At 52.7% G+C, this 14,516-nt stretch carries 15 protein-coding genes; 10 read left to right on the top strand and 5 right to left on the bottom strand.

Annotated elements, in window-relative coordinates:
- Positions 1 to 63 precede the first annotated feature (63 nt).
- The 9 genes from rsxA to gstA all read left to right on the top strand — a co-directional run bounded on the left by rsxA (position 64) and on the right by gstA (position 9,087).
- Complete coding sequence (gene rsxA, locus FCH32_RS10025; protein WP_174360835.1) at positions 64 to 645, top strand: electron transport complex subunit RsxA; 582 nt, start codon at positions 64 to 66, stop codon at positions 643 to 645.
- Positions 645 to 1,223, top strand: a complete 579-nt coding sequence (gene rsxB, locus FCH32_RS10020; protein ID WP_096757133.1) for an electron transport complex subunit RsxB — start codon at positions 645 to 647, stop codon at positions 1,221 to 1,223. Before rsxA ends, rsxB begins: the two co-directional genes overlap by 1 nt.
- Complete coding sequence (rsxC, locus tag FCH32_RS10015; RefSeq protein ID WP_174360834.1) at positions 1,216 to 3,243, top strand: electron transport complex subunit RsxC; 2,028 nt, start codon at positions 1,216 to 1,218, stop codon at positions 3,241 to 3,243. The genes rsxB and rsxC overlap by 8 nt, the downstream gene beginning before the upstream one ends.
- The gene (gene rsxD, locus FCH32_RS10010) at positions 3,244 to 4,296 is read left to right on the top strand and encodes an electron transport complex subunit RsxD (RefSeq protein ID WP_174360833.1); all 1,053 of its coding nucleotides are present in this window, start codon (positions 3,244 to 3,246) and stop codon (positions 4,294 to 4,296) included.
- A gap of 9 nt (positions 4,297 to 4,305) precedes the next feature.
- On the top strand, positions 4,306 to 4,926 hold the full coding sequence (rsxG, locus tag FCH32_RS10005) for an electron transport complex subunit RsxG (protein ID WP_115258562.1): 621 nt from the start codon (positions 4,306 to 4,308) through the stop codon (positions 4,924 to 4,926).
- Between the two features lie 3 nt (positions 4,927 to 4,929).
- Positions 4,930 to 5,625, top strand: a complete 696-nt coding sequence (locus FCH32_RS10000; RefSeq protein ID WP_115258563.1) for an electron transport complex subunit E — start codon at positions 4,930 to 4,932, stop codon at positions 5,623 to 5,625.
- A complete protein-coding gene (gene nth / locus FCH32_RS09995) occupies positions 5,622 to 6,257 on the top strand; it encodes an endonuclease III (protein WP_174360832.1) in 636 nt (211 codons plus the stop codon). Before FCH32_RS10000 ends, nth begins: the two co-directional genes overlap by 4 nt.
- 614 nt (positions 6,258 to 6,871) lie before the next feature.
- Positions 6,872 to 8,377, top strand: a complete 1,506-nt coding sequence (dtpA, locus tag FCH32_RS09990; protein WP_115258565.1) for a dipeptide/tripeptide permease DtpA — start codon at positions 6,872 to 6,874, stop codon at positions 8,375 to 8,377.
- Positions 8,378 to 8,481: 104 nt separating this feature from the next.
- The gene (gene gstA, locus FCH32_RS09985; RefSeq protein ID WP_096757141.1) at positions 8,482 to 9,087 is read left to right on the top strand and encodes a glutathione transferase GstA; all 606 of its coding nucleotides are present in this window, start codon (positions 8,482 to 8,484) and stop codon (positions 9,085 to 9,087) included.
- Between the two features lie 85 nt (positions 9,088 to 9,172).
- On the opposite strand, the gene pdxY is transcribed toward gstA, so the two are convergent.
- From pdxY to anmK, 5 genes are all read right to left on the bottom strand, one after another.
- Positions 9,173 to 10,033: a pyridoxal kinase PdxY gene (gene pdxY, locus FCH32_RS09980; protein ID WP_115258566.1), complete on the bottom strand. Its 861-nt coding sequence runs from the start codon at positions 10,031 to 10,033 to the stop codon at positions 9,173 to 9,175.
- A gap of 55 nt (positions 10,034 to 10,088) precedes the next feature.
- Entirely contained in the window at positions 10,089 to 11,363 is a 1,275-nt protein-coding gene (gene tyrS, locus FCH32_RS09975; protein WP_096757143.1) for a tyrosine--tRNA ligase, read from the bottom strand.
- 126 nt (positions 11,364 to 11,489) lie between these two features.
- Positions 11,490 to 12,146 carry a pyridoxamine 5'-phosphate oxidase gene (gene pdxH, locus FCH32_RS09970; protein WP_096757144.1) on the bottom strand — a complete coding sequence of 219 codons (657 nt, stop codon included), beginning with the start codon at positions 12,144 to 12,146 and terminating at the stop codon, positions 11,490 to 11,492.
- A gap of 60 nt (positions 12,147 to 12,206) precedes the next feature.
- A complete protein-coding gene (gene mliC, locus FCH32_RS09965) occupies positions 12,207 to 12,530 on the bottom strand; it encodes a C-type lysozyme inhibitor (RefSeq protein WP_096757145.1) in 324 nt (107 codons plus the stop codon).
- Positions 12,531 to 12,623: 93 nt separating this feature from the next.
- Positions 12,624 to 13,745, bottom strand: a complete 1,122-nt coding sequence (gene anmK, locus FCH32_RS09960) for an anhydro-N-acetylmuramic acid kinase (protein ID WP_115258567.1) — start codon at positions 13,743 to 13,745, stop codon at positions 12,624 to 12,626.
- 273 nt (positions 13,746 to 14,018) lie between these two features.
- Here anmK and slyB point away from each other — a divergent pair, with 273 nt between their 5' ends.
- Positions 14,019 to 14,486: an outer membrane lipoprotein SlyB gene (gene slyB / locus FCH32_RS09955; RefSeq protein ID WP_096757147.1), complete on the top strand. Its 468-nt coding sequence runs from the start codon at positions 14,019 to 14,021 to the stop codon at positions 14,484 to 14,486.
- The last annotated feature ends 30 nt before the right edge of the window (positions 14,487 to 14,516 follow it).

The raw sequence follows: 14,516 nt of genomic DNA, 5'->3' as shown, positions 1-14,516 counted from the left end.
AACCTGTTGTCGCCTGTTGTAGATTGTCAGATAATAGGCGGCTTTTTTATTTCAGGCCGAAAAATGACTGATTACCTGCTGCTGTTTGTCGGAACTGTACTGGTCAATAACTTTGTACTGGTCAAGTTTCTGGGTCTCTGCCCGTTTATGGGCGTTTCCAAAAAACTGGAAACGGCGATAGGCATGGGCCTCGCCACGACCTTTGTAATGACGCTGGCATCGATTTGCGCATGGCTGATTGACACCTGGATCCTCATCCCGCTCGATCTCATCTACCTGCGTACGCTGGCGTTTATCTTAGTCATCGCCGTGGTCGTGCAATTTACCGAAATGGTGGTGCGCAAAACGAGTCCTGCTCTGTATCGCCTGCTGGGGATCTTCTTACCGTTGATCACCACTAACTGTGCGGTACTGGGCGTCGCGTTGTTGAATATCAACCTCGGTCATAACTTTTTACAGTCGGCGCTGTACGGTTTTTCCGCTGCCGTCGGCTTCTCGCTGGTGATGGTACTGTTCGCCGCCATTCGCGAGCGCCTCGCCGTGGCTGATGTTCCGGCACCTTTTCGCGGTAATGCGATTGCGCTGATTACCGCCGGTTTAATGTCATTGGCCTTTATGGGCTTTAGTGGTTTGGTGAAGCTGTAATGAATGCTATCTGGATTGCCGTTGCTGCAGTGAGTCTACTGGGTCTGGCATTCGGCGCTGTTTTAGGCTATGCCTCCCGACGTTTTGCCGTTGAGGACGACCCGGTCGTTGAAAAAATCGATGAGATCCTTCCGCAAAGTCAATGTGGCCAGTGCGGTTACCCTGGCTGTCGCCCGTATGCGGAAGCGATTGGCTGTCAGGGCGAAAAAATCAATCGCTGCGCCCCCGGCGGTGAAGCGGTGATGCTAAAAATTGCGACGCTGCTGAACGTCGATCCGCAGCCTATTGATGGTGATGAACAGGACGTTACGCCGGTGAGAATGCTGGCGGTCATTGATGAAAATAACTGTATTGGCTGTACAAAGTGCATTCAGGCCTGCCCGGTTGATGCCATCGTCGGCGCGACGCGTGCGATGCACACAGTCATGAGCGATCTCTGTACCGGATGCAACCTGTGCGTTGATCCTTGCCCGACTCAGTGTATTGAATTACGTCCGGTTGCCGAAACGCCTGATAGCTGGAAGTGGGATTTGAACACTATCCCCGTGCGCATCATTCCCGTGGAACAACATGTTTAAGCTATTCTCTGCATTCAGAAAAAACAAAATTTGGGACTTCGAAGGCGGCATTCATCCGCCCGAAATGAAAGCCCAGTCAAACGGCACGCCGCTGCGACAAGTACCACTGCCGCCGCGTCTGGTGATTCCGCTCAAACAGCATATTGGTGCTGAGGGTGAGCTGTGCGTAAACGTCGGTGACCACGTCCTGCGCGGCCAGGCGCTGACGCGTGGACGAGGCAAAATGCTGCCAGTGCACGCGCCAACCTCCGGCACCGTTGTGGCCATTGCTCCGCACTCCACTGCGCACCCTTCAGCATTGGCCGAGCTCAGCGTCATAATCGATGCTGATGGCGAAGATCGCTGGATTGAGCGTGAAGGCTGGGCTGACTATCGTTCCCGCAGCCGAGAAGAGCTTATTGCCCGTATTCATCAGTTCGGCGTTGCCGGACTGGGCGGTGCTGGTTTCCCTACTGGCGTAAAACTGCAGGGCGGCGGCGATAAAATTGAAACATTGATCATCAACGCTGCGGAATGTGAGCCCTACATTACCGCTGACGATCGCCTGATGCAGGATTGTGCAGCTCAGGTGGTGGAAGGCATCCGCATTCTGGCCCACATTCTTCAACCGCGCGAGATCCTGTTGGGGATTGAAGATAACAAACCGCAAGCGATATCAATGCTGCGCGCGGTGCTGGCGGACTCACATGATATCAGCCTGCGCGTTATCCCAACCAAATATCCTTCCGGCGGCGCGAAGCAGTTGACCCAAATTCTGACCGGAAAACAGGTCCCACACGGTGGACGCTCCTCGGATATCGGCGTCCTGATGCAAAACGTCGGTACGGCCTATGCTATCAAACGCGCCGTGATCGACGGGGAACCGATCACCGAACGCGTCGTAACGCTGACCGGCGAAGCCGTTAGCCGTCCGGGCAACGTCTGGGCACGTTTAGGCACGCCTGTTCGCCACCTGCTTGATGACGCAGGTTTTTGCCCTTCCGCAGAGCAAATGGTCATCATGGGCGGCCCGCTAATGGGCTTCACCCTCCCCTGGCTTGATGTCCCCGTAGTGAAGATCACCAACTGCCTGCTGGCGCCATCTGCCAGTGAAATGAGTGAACAGCAGGAAGAAAAAGGCTGCATTCGCTGTAGCGCCTGCGCCGACGCCTGCCCGGCCGATCTCTTGCCTCAGCAGCTTTACTGGTTCAGTAAAGGACAGCAGCACGACAAAGCAATCGGTCACAATATCGCTGACTGCATTGAATGCGGTGCCTGTGCGTGGGTATGTCCCAGCAATATTCCGCTGGTGCAGTATTTCCGTCAGGAAAAAGCTGAGATTTACGCCATAAGCCAGGAAGAAAAACGCGCCGCAGAGGCAAAAGCACGATTCGAAGCCAGACAGGCACGCCTGGAGCGTGAAAAAGCCGCGCGTCTTGAACGTCATAAAAGCGCCGCCGTTCAGCCTGCCGCGAAGGACAACGATGCCATTGCTGCCGCACTTGCACGGGTGAAAGAGAAACAAGCACAGGCTTTACAACCGATTGTTATTCAGGCCGGAGAGAAACCGGATAATAGTGCAGCCATTGCCGCCAGAGAAGCACGGAAAGCACAGGCCCGGGCCAAACAGGCGGAAAATGTGCCTGCTAACGACAGCACCACCGATACCGATCCGCGCAAAGCCGCGGTAGAAGCCGCTATTGCCCGTGCCAAAGCACGCAAGCTTGAGCAGCAACAGGCCGTCGCCGAGACTGCCGAACCGGTTGACCCGCGCAAAGCCGCGGTAGAAGCCGCCATTGCCCGCGCCAAAGCACGCAAGCTTGAGCAGCAACAGGCCATCGCCGAGACTGCCGAGCCGGTTGACCCGCGTAAAGCCGCGGTAGAAGCCGCCATTGCCCGTGCTAAAGCACGCAAACTTGAGCAGCAGGTTGTCGCCGAGACCACCGAACCAGTTGATCCACGCAAAGCCGCCGTTGCGGCCGCTATTGCACGCGCTCAGGCTAAAAAGGCCGCCCAGCAGCAGGTTGTTAACGAGGAATAAATGGTATTCAGAATCGCAAGCTCTCCCTATACCCATAACCAGCGCCAGACATCGCGTATTATGCTGCTGGTGTTAATTGCCGCGTTACCGGGGATTGCCGCTCAGCTTTGGTTTTTTGGTTGGGGCACGTTGGTACAGATTTTTCTCGCCGCCATCAGCGCCATTGCCGCTGAAGCAGGCGTATTGAAACTGCGTAAACAGCCGGTTGTCGCTATTTTAAAAGACAACTCTGCCTTGCTCACCGGGCTACTGCTTGCCGTCAGCCTTCCGCCGCTGGCCCCCTGGTGGATGGTGGTCCTGGGTACCGTATTTGCCGTGATCATTGCCAAGCAACTGTATGGCGGCCTCGGGCAAAACCCGTTTAACCCGGCGATGATCGGCTATGTGGTTCTGCTTATCTCCTTCCCGGTGCAGATGACAAGCTGGCTTCCCCCGCATGAAATTGCGGCCACGGTACCGGGATTTGTTGACGCCATTAACGTCATTTTTACCGGACATACCTCAAGCGGCGGTGATATGAACACCTTACGCATGGGTATCGATGGCATTAGCCAGGCGACGCCGCTTGATACGTTCAAGACATCGTTGCACGCCGGACGCACGGTAGAACAGGTTATGCAGTACCCCATTTACAGCGGGATGCTTGCAGGAGCAGGCTGGCAGTGGGTAAACCTGGCCTGGCTGGCGGGCGGCGTCATGCTATTGTGGAAAAATGCTATTCGCTGGCATATTCCGGTCAGTTTCCTGCTGTCGCTCGCTATCTGTGCGACGTTAGGCTGGCTTTTCTCTTCCGAGTCGCTGGCGTCACCACAGCTGCACCTGCTCTCTGGCGCAACCATGCTCGGTGCGTTCTTTATTCTTACCGATCCCGTTACGGCATCGACAACCAATCGCGGTCGGCTGATTTTTGGTGCACTTGCCGGTCTGTTGGTATGGCTGATTCGCAGTTTTGGTGGGTATCCGGATGGCGTGGCCTTTGCGGTATTGTTGGCAAATATCACGGTCCCGTTGATTGATTATTACACCCGCCCTCGCGTGTACGGACATCGCTAAGGACACCCTATGCTGAAAACGATTCGTAAACACGGTATCACTCTGGCACTCTTTGCCGCTGGCTCTACGGGCTTAACAGCGGCAATCAATCAGCTGACTAAGTCTACGATTGACGAGCAGGCAACGCTGCAGCAAAAAGCGCTGTTTGATCAGGTTCTGCCAACTGACCGCTACAATAATAATCTGCGCGACAGCTGTTATCTGGTCACGGCTCCGGCGTTGGGTAAAGGGATACACCGTGTTTATATCGCCCGCCAGGACGAGCGACCGGTCGCTGCCATCCTCGAAGCCACCGCGCCAGACGGCTACTCCGGCGCGATACAACTGCTGGTTGGTGTCGATTTTAACGGTACCGTGCTGGGTACGCGGGTCACGGAGCATCATGAAACGCCAGGTCTGGGCGATAAAATCGAGCTTCGACTGTCCGACTGGATAACGCACTTTAGCGGCAAAACGATCTCTGCTGAAAACGATCCTCATTGGGCGGTGAAAAAAGATGGCGGTGACTTCGACCAGTTCACCGGTGCCACCATCACCCCCCGCGCAGTCGTCAATGCGGTGAAACGCGCGGGCCTGTATGCACAGACATTGCCTGCACAACTTCCTCAACTTCCCGCCTGTGGAGAATAAACCATGAGCGAAATTAAAGACGTTATTGTTCAGGGATTGTGGAAAAACAACTCCGCACTGGTACAGTTACTTGGCATGTGTCCGCTGCTGGCAGTCACCTCTACCGCAACCAATGCCCTTGGGTTGGGACTTGCTACCACACTGGTTTTAACGCTAACCAACCTGACCATCTCTGCCCTGCGCCGCTGGACGCCGTCTGAGATTCGTATTCCTATTTATGTCATGATCATCGCGTCGGTAGTCAGTGCCGTACAGATGCTTATTAACGCCTACGCCTTCGGGTTGTATCAGTCGTTGGGGATCTTCATCCCGTTGATTGTGACCAACTGTATTGTGGTTGGTCGTGCCGAGGCCTTTGCGGCAAAAAAAGGCCCCGCACTCTCCGCGCTGGATGGGTTTTCCATCGGAATGGGGGCAACCGGTGCGATGTTTGTGCTGGGCTCACTGCGCGAGATTATCGGCAACGGCACGTTGTTTGATGGCGCTGATGGTCTGCTGGGTAGCTGGGCAAAAGTGCTGCGCATTGAGATTTTCCATACAGACACGCCGTTCCTGTTAGCCATGCTGCCGCCAGGTGCGTTCATCGGGCTGGGGCTGATGCTGGCCATCAAGTATCTTATTGACGAGAAGATGAAGAAACGTCGCGCGCAGGCTGCGTTAACAGACGTTCCGGCGGGTGAAACAGGGAATGTGTCATGAACAAAGCAAAACGACTGGAAATACTGACGCGCCTGCGCGGTAACAATCCGCACCCCACCACCGAACTCAATTTTACGTCGCCGTTTGAGCTACTGATTTCGGTGCTGCTTTCGGCGCAGGCGACCGATGTCAGCGTCAATAAAGCCACCGCAAAACTGTACCCTGTCGCTAACACCCCAGCCGCGATGCTGGAACTTGGGGTCGACGGCGTAAAGTCTTATATTAAGACCATCGGATTGTTCAACAGCAAAGCGGAGAACGTGATTAAAACCTGCCGTATCTTGCTCGAACAGCACAATGGCGAGGTTCCGGAGGACAGAGCAGCATTGGAAGCGTTGCCTGGCGTCGGGCGTAAAACCGCCAACGTGGTGCTCAATACCGCCTTTGGCTGGCCCACTATCGCTGTCGATACTCATATATTTCGGGTGTGTAACCGAACACAATTCGCCCCAGGGAAAAACGTCGAGCAGGTCGAAGAAAAGCTGCTGAAAGTCGTTCCCAGTGAATTTAAAGTCGACTGCCATCACTGGTTAATTCTTCATGGTCGCTACACCTGCATTGCCAGGAAGCCGCGCTGCGGCTCCTGTATCATTGAGGATCTCTGTGAATTCAAAGAAAAAGTCGACATCTAATGCAATAGGGGTAACGTTCGTTGCCCCTTATTACCATAACGATTAGTTATGCACTCTCCAATCGCTTAATCCCCGACAATGATGCCATGCTATTGCGTATATCTAATGCAATATTCTTGTGCTTTAACACCTGAGCAGGTTAATCGTTTTTTTAGTAGTAGAAATTTCTATTCATACGTGATCAAGATCACATTGATAATGTGATGTTAATTTTTCTTATTTTTATAGTTAAAATGACAATCAGATGACCTATTCTCGTCGATTCGATACAAAACATTACACTGGGTATTTTTCAGATAATGGCCTATATCACTGGATTCAACACTGAATAGCAGAACATATCGCCGCTTTGCCATTTTCGCCCCCATTGAACAGTGAAAAAAACTGCCATTTTTCAATTGAAGAAATTTAACGCTAGATAACATTTACCTGCCCCGATGATTTCACCATCCTGGATATATGTAACAGAGTATTACAAACCTCTTGTCTGAAGGGGCAAGATAGTGAACATTACTTGCCGTTTCCCCTCCCACTATAACAATCGGACGGATGAACTTGACTCATCACGTACCTGAACACCCCCGTAGATATGGGATGTAAAAAAAGAGGTAAAAGTGTCTACTGCAAACAATAAACCAACTGAAAGCGTGAGCTTAAACGCCTTCAAACAACCAAAAGCGTTCTATCTCATTTTCTCAATTGAGCTGTGGGAACGTTTTGGCTACTACGGCCTGCAAGGGATTATGGCCGTCTACCTGGTGAAACAACTGGGTATGTCAGAAGCGGATTCCATCACCCTTTTCTCCTCCTTTAGTGCCCTGGTTTACGGCCTGGTGGCTATTGGCGGCTGGTTAGGTGATAAAGTTCTGGGTACTAAGCGTGTCATTATGCTGGGTGCCATTGTACTGGCTATCGGTTATGCGCTGGTCGCATGGTCCGGTCATGATGCTGGTATCGTTTATATGGGTATGGCGGCCATCGCGGTCGGTAATGGCCTGTTTAAAGCGAACCCATCCTCCCTGCTTTCTACCTGCTATGCCAAAGATGACCCGCGTCTTGATGGTGCATTTACTATGTACTACATGTCCGTCAACATCGGTTCATTCTTCTCAATGCTTGCTACTCCATGGCTGGCGGCACGATACGGCTGGAGCACCGCGTTCGCACTGAGCGTCGTCGGGATGCTGATTACCGTCGTAAACTTCGCATTCTGCCAGCGTTGGGTTAAACAATACGGGTCTAAACCAGACTTTGAGCCGATCAACTTCCGCAACCTGCTGCTGACCATTGTTGGCGTGGTGGTGTTGATTGTTATCGCAACATGGTTACTGCACAACCAGGGCATTGCACGTATGGTTCTGGGCGTCGTGGCTATGGGTATCGTGTTTATCTTCGGTAAAGAAGCCTTCGCCATGAAAGGTGCCGCGCGTCGTAAAATGATCGTCGCCTTCATTCTGATGCTGGAAGCGATTATCTTCTTCGTGCTGTACAGCCAGATGCCGACATCACTGAACTTCTTTGCAATCCGTAACGTTGAGCACTCTATTCTGGGCATCGCGTTCGAACCTGAGCAGTATCAGGCACTGAACCCGTTCTGGATCATCATTGGTAGCCCAATCCTTGCCGCTATCTATAACAAGATGGGTGACACACTGCCAATGCCGACCAAGTTTGCTATCGGTATGGTGCTGTGTTCCGGTGCGTTCCTGATCCTGCCGCTGGGTGCGAAATTTGCCACCGATGCGGGTATCGTTTCCGTTAACTGGCTGATCATTTGCTACGGTCTGCAGAGTATCGGTGAACTGATGATCTCTGGTCTGGGTCTGGCAATGGTTGCGCAGTTGGTACCACAGCGTCTGATGGGCTTCATCATGGGTAGCTGGTTCCTGACCACTGCCGGTGCAAACATCATCGGTGGCTATGTTGCTAACATGATGGCTGTACCGGAGAATGTGACCGACCCACTGATGTCTCTGGAAGTCTATGGCCGTGTGTTCCTGCAAATCGGTATTGCAACGGCAGTTATCGCTGTTCTGATGCTGCTGACAGCACCGAAGCTGAACCGTATGACTCAGGACGATGATGTCAGCGAGAAAGCCTCTAAGACCGCAACAGCGTAATTCTCAGGGAAACTTCTTTTCAGGCCGCTAACTGATGTTAGCGGCTTTTTTTTTGGCTGAGGTCGCACTACCATACGATATACCTCAGCCAAAAGGAGTTACCGATGAAACTGTTCTACAAACCGGGCGCGTGTTCTCTCGCTTCGCACATCACGCTTCGCGAAAGCGGTAAAGATTTCACCCTTGATGGTGTTGATCTGATGAAGAAACGCCTGGAAAACGGCGATGATTTTTTCGCGGTAAACCCAAAGGGACAAGTTCCTGCTCTGCTGCTGGACGATGGTACGCTACTAACCGAAGGCGTGGCCATCATGCAGTACCTGGCCGATTCGGTACCCGATCGCCAGCTTCTTGCCCCAACCAGCAGCCTCTCGCGTTACAAAACGCTGGAGTGGCTTAACTATATTGCGACAGAACTGCATAAAGGCTTTACGCCATTATTCCGTCCCGATACGCCGGAAGAGTACAAGCCGACCGTACGCGCACTGCTGGAGAAAAAAATGCAGTATGTGAACGATTCACTGCAGGACAACCCGTGGATCTGCGGCCAGCGTTTTTCCATTGCAGATGCTTATCTGTTCACCGTACTGCGTTGGGCGTATGCCGTGAAATTGAATATGGCAGGATTAAGCCATATCGAAGCCTATATGGCGCGGATGGCTGAGCGCCCGGCAGTGGCAGCGGCGCTTAAGGCAGAAGGGTTAAATTAATGGTTGTTGCCGGGTGGCGCATGCTCACCCGGCCTACAGCCAAACAAACGTAAGCCCGATAAGCGTGAGCGCCATCGGGCATTGATTACAGCTGCGTAGCGCTAAAATAGTGTTCTGGTTTTGCAATGCGATCCTGTGCAGCAACGACCTGCAGTTCATACTCATGCATCTCTTTGGTCGCAATCATAATCTCATACACCGCCGCCGTTACATGCTCAAGCGCCTGCTGCACCGTCGCGCCCTGTAACAGTTTTACCAGTAGCAAACCGCTGGTCACATCACCCACACCCACAGGCTGACGCGCACCAAAATCCACCAGCGGACGACTGATATGCCACGCCTGCTCAGCGGTGACCAGCAGCATCTCGAAACGGTCGGGACTCATCCCTGCGCGAGCAAGATGTTTCACCAGCACCACCTCAGGCCCTTGAGCAATCAGCTCACGCGCCGCTAATACCGCTTCATCCACGTTGGTCACCGCGTGCTCGCAAAGGATCTCAAGCTCTACCAAATTAGGCGCGATAATATCGCTGGCCGGCAACGCGTGGCGCACGTGAAACTCGGCGACGCCCGGTGCGACAATACAGCCTTTTTCCGGATGTCCCATCACGGGGTCGCAGAAATACTTCGCCTGTGGATTAGCCGACTTTACCTGACGGACAATTCCCAGAATATGTTCGCCCTGCTCTGCTGAACCGAGGTAGCCGCTCAGCACAGCATCACAAGTTTTAAGTTTATCGATATCGGCAATACCCTGGACAATTTCGGTCAGGTGGCTGGGCGGCATCACACAGCCGGTCCATTTGCCGTATTGGGTATGGTTAGAGAACTGAACGGTATTAAGAGGCCAGACGTTGGCGCCAAGACGGCGCATCGGAAATTCTGCTGCACTGTTGCCCGCATGACCAAAAACAACGTGGGACTGGATGGCGAGGATATTCTTCATTTTTTTACCTGAACAAAAATAAGGGAGTGATTTCTCACTCCCATTCCTTAACGCATTATTTCCAGCAAATCAGACAATAGTTCTTTTTGCCGCGGCGCAGTAACGTGTAGCGCCCAAACAAAATGTCACTGTCCTGGAAGAAGTATTCCGGATCTGACTGTTTTTCACCGTTGATGGTTACCGCATTCGACGCAATGGTCTTACGCGCCTGGCCGCGAGACGGCTGCAGTTCTGAGTCCACCAGCGCCTGCATCAGATCGGCACCTTTTTCCATTTCGATCATCGGCACGCCATCCTGCGCCAACTGCTCGAAATCGGCTTCGCTGAGATCGCTTAAGTTCCCGTTGAACAGGCATTCGGTGATGCGTTTTGCCGCCACCAGACCTTCTTCACCGTGAACCAGACGCGTAACCTGCTCCGCCAGAACATACTGGGCACGCGGCGCTTTACCGCTGTTCTTATCTTCTTCTTCCAGGGCATTGATCTCTTCAATGTCCATAAAGGTGAAGAATTTAAGGAAGCGATAGACATCAGCATCGGCGGTGTTAATCCAGAACTGGTAGAACTTGTACGGACTGGTTTTCTTCGGATCCAGCCAGACTGCGCCACCTTCCGTTTTACCGAACTTGGTCCCGTCTGCTTTGGTGATCAGCGGAACCGTCAGGCCGAACACCTGATTCTGGTGTAAACGGCGGGTCAGATCGATACCGGAGGTAATGTTACCCCACTGGTCAGAACCCCCGATTTGCAGCGCCACACCGTGCAGTTTGTTCAGGCAGGCGAAGTCATACCCTTGCAGCAGGTTGTAAGAAAACTCGGTAAAGGAGATGCCCTGATCGTCACGGTTCAGACGCTGCTTCACCGCTTCTTTGTTGATCATCTGGTTCACAGAGAAATGCTTGCCGATATCACGCAGGAAAGTCAGTACATTCATACCGCCAAACCAGTCGTAGTTGTTCGCAGCAATCGCGGAGTTGTCGCCACAGTCGAAATCGAGGAACGGTGCAACCTGTTTGCGGATTTTATCCACCCACTCTTGCACGGTGTCTTCGGTATTCAGTTTACGCTCGGCGGCTTTAAAGCTCGGGTCACCAATCAGACCGGTTGCACCACCTACCAGTGCGACAGGCTTATGGCCTGCCTGCTGGAAGCGTTTCAGGCATAACAATGGAACCAGATGCCCCAAATGCAAGCTGTCAGCGGTAGGGTCGAAGCCGCAATAGAGCGCGATCGGGCCTTGCGCCAGTCGCTCTGCTAACGCTTCTTCGTCCGTCACCTGGGCCACCAGCCCCCGCTCTTGCAATTGTTTAATCAAGTTACTGCTTGCCATCAAAATCTCCATGTATAAAACGACTGCACCTTTGCCGGTACACGACTTTTCGCCTGATGCGAAAGAGACATAGAATAAAGCGCCGGATTCATCAGTGCCAGCGCTTAAAACAAGAATTTTGCATCTTTAGGGGGCCAGGCGATCGATTTTCCACGCGTTGTCTTCACGCTGGTATAAAAAACGATCGTGTAAGCGGTTTTCGCCGCCCTGCCAGAACTCCATTTGCTCAATACTCACGCGAAAACCGCCCCAGAAACTTGGCAGCGGGACTTCCCCCTGCTGAAACTTCTGCTTCAGTTCAAGAAATTTGCTTTCGAGAATACCGCGTGCGGAGATACGACTGGACTGTTTTGATACCCAGGCGCCAATTTGGCTGTCGCGTGGGCGACTGTGGAAGTACTTCACTACCTCAAGCGTAGAAAGACGTTCGGCCTTACCAATCACCATCACCTGCCGTTCCAGCGTATGCCACGGAAACAGCAGGCTAATGCGGGGGTTATGCTCTATCTGGTGCGCCTTACGGCTGCCCATGTTGGTATAAAATACCAAACCTTTGTCATCATAATGTTTGAGCAACACGATGCGCTGGTACGGCTGGCCGTTTTCATCAACGGTGGCCACTACCATGGCAGTCGGATCGGCGAGTTTGGCGTCACAGGCTTGTCCGAGCCAGCGCTCAAAAAGCGCAAGCGGCTCGGCGGGAAGATCGCGGCGGCGAAGACCGCCTTTCGTGTATTCACGGCGCAGATGCGCGATTTGCTGCAATTCGTCGTTATCAGACATGATGTTTGGGCTACGGATTGTCAGTGGGTGACGCTATTGTGCGCCGCCCAGGTGAAAATCTCAACGCTTCGGGTTCTGTAACTGACAGTTATTTAACACAACTCTGTCACGTTTATAGACCGTCGCGCTGTCGCCTTTAGACCAGAAGACATAGATGCCATCGGTGTAACGCGCGCCCGATGCTGATACACCCTGTTTAAGATTCACTAACTGATTATCGTAAACAAAGCTTGCCGTTTGTTGGGTATTGTTCAATTTCACGGTCAGCGGTTTTTCATCACAGCGATATTCGAGGGTATCCGTTTGCATACGCTCGACAAATTGGTTGTAGACACTACAGCCGGTAAGCAGTACCGGCAAACATACCAATAACAGTTTTTTCATAGCCCTATCCTGAAGACATTCCTGGTCCCGGAGGGGAATAACCCCCTCCCTAACATCCCTAGTTTACCGGCATCGTCGCCAGGATAATTTCAGTTAACTCTGAGTTCGTGGGTTTGCGGGAAAAATAGCGCCTAAAACGCTGGATTCCGTCGCACCGGTAACTGAGGGTAAATTGCCCGGTAATCCCGCCAGCGTGCGCCATGCCAGCCAGGCAAAAGCTAACGCTTCCATATCATCCCCGCTAATACCGGCTTCATCGGTCGAGGTCACTTCCGTGCCGGGCAACAGTGCCGCCAGGCGCATCATCAGCAGCGGATTACGGCTTCCACCGCCGCAGACCATCAAGCGCTCGCAGCCACCGCTCAACAGGACCTGCTCGGATATCGTCACCGCCGTCAGTTCAGCAAGCGTCGTCTGCACATCACGTGCGGCCAGTCCCGGGAACTGCGCCAGATGACGTTCGATCCAACCATAATTAAAGTACTCGCGGCCGGTGCTTTTAGGTGCCGGCGCGGCAAAATAGGGATCGCTCAGCATGCTTTGCAACAACGGAAGAATAACCGTACCTTCGCAGGCCCATTGCGCGTCTTTATCGTAAGGTTTTCCACATTGCCGCCAGATCCAGGCATCCATCAGCATATTACCTGGCCCGGTATCATAACCTCGTACAGGGCGCTGAGGAATAAGCAGTGACAAATTAGCTATACCGCCGATATTCAACACCATCCGACGCTCAGTTGGGTGCGCCAACAGCGCCTGATGAAAAGCGGGAACCAGCGGTGCACCCTGCCCGCCTAGCGCGATATCACGCCGGCGAAAATCGCCGACTACGGTGATGCCGGTATGCGCCACAATCTGGTTGTTGTCGCCAATTTGCAGGGTATGCGGCGCACTGCCTGTCGGCTCATGCCAGACGGTTTGTCCGTGGCAGCCAATTGCGACAATATCCTGCGGCTTTAATTTTTGCTGCGCCAGCAGCGCATTTACCGCCTCGGCGAATAAACGCCCCAATTGTGTATCCAGTTGCCCATACTGCGAGAGGGTGAGTTGCTGCCCCTGGCAGATATCGAGAATGGCCTGTTTCAAATGGAGAGGGATGGGCCAGGTCAGACTCGCCTGCTGCGCGACCATCGTTTCATCTATTGCTGCCAGCACAACATCAACACCATCAAGGCTGGTTCCAGACATAACACCGATAAAACGGCCCGATTTCATACGTCATCCTTTTAAACACGTTAGCCTTGACACTCAACCATAAAGTGCTGATTAATTCCATGCTTCGTTGATGATTTTTGATGGCTAATCATGACAAGCTGCCATCTATTCAATCAATTTGATGAATGATTCGTTTATACTCAGTTAACCTGATTTCGGTTAAGATTTTCATATTGTTCCAGTAGAACATGTGACCTTAGGCTCACAAATGCCATATAATTTAACCATGAAGGGTGCTTTATTAGCGTTTCGTGGTGTAAAGGAGAGTTATAAATGATTAAACGTGCACTGATTGTTTCATTAATGGGATTATCTTTAGCGGGTTGTGTTAACAGTGATAGTCTTTCAGGTGACGTGTATACCGCATCCGAAGCGAAACAGGTACAGAACGTAACCTACGGTACGATCGTTCATGTCCGTCCGGTGCAAATTCAGGGTGGCGATGATGCCAACGTCATCGGTGCGATCGGCGGCGCTGTACTCGGTGGATTCCTTGGTAACACCGTCGGCGGCGGTTCTGGTCGTTCATTAGCTACGGCGGCAGGTGCGGTTGCAGGCGGCGTAGCAGGTCAAAGCGTCCAGGGTGCGATCAATAAAACACAGGGTGTGGAACTGGAAATCCGTAAGGATGACGGGAACACCATTATGGTGGTGCAGAAACAAGGCGCGACCAAATTCGCTTCAGGTCAGCGTGTTGTGATGGCCAGCAACGGCAAAGAAGTTACCGTTTCTCCGCGCTAATCGAATTTACGTGTGGTCAGTCAGATACTG

This window comes from Citrobacter gillenii (assembly GCF_013337685.1).
In the GTDB taxonomy this organism is placed as follows: Bacteria; Pseudomonadota; Gammaproteobacteria; order Enterobacterales; family Enterobacteriaceae; genus Citrobacter; species Citrobacter gillenii.
This window is presented reverse-complemented; position numbering and strand designations above follow the sequence as displayed.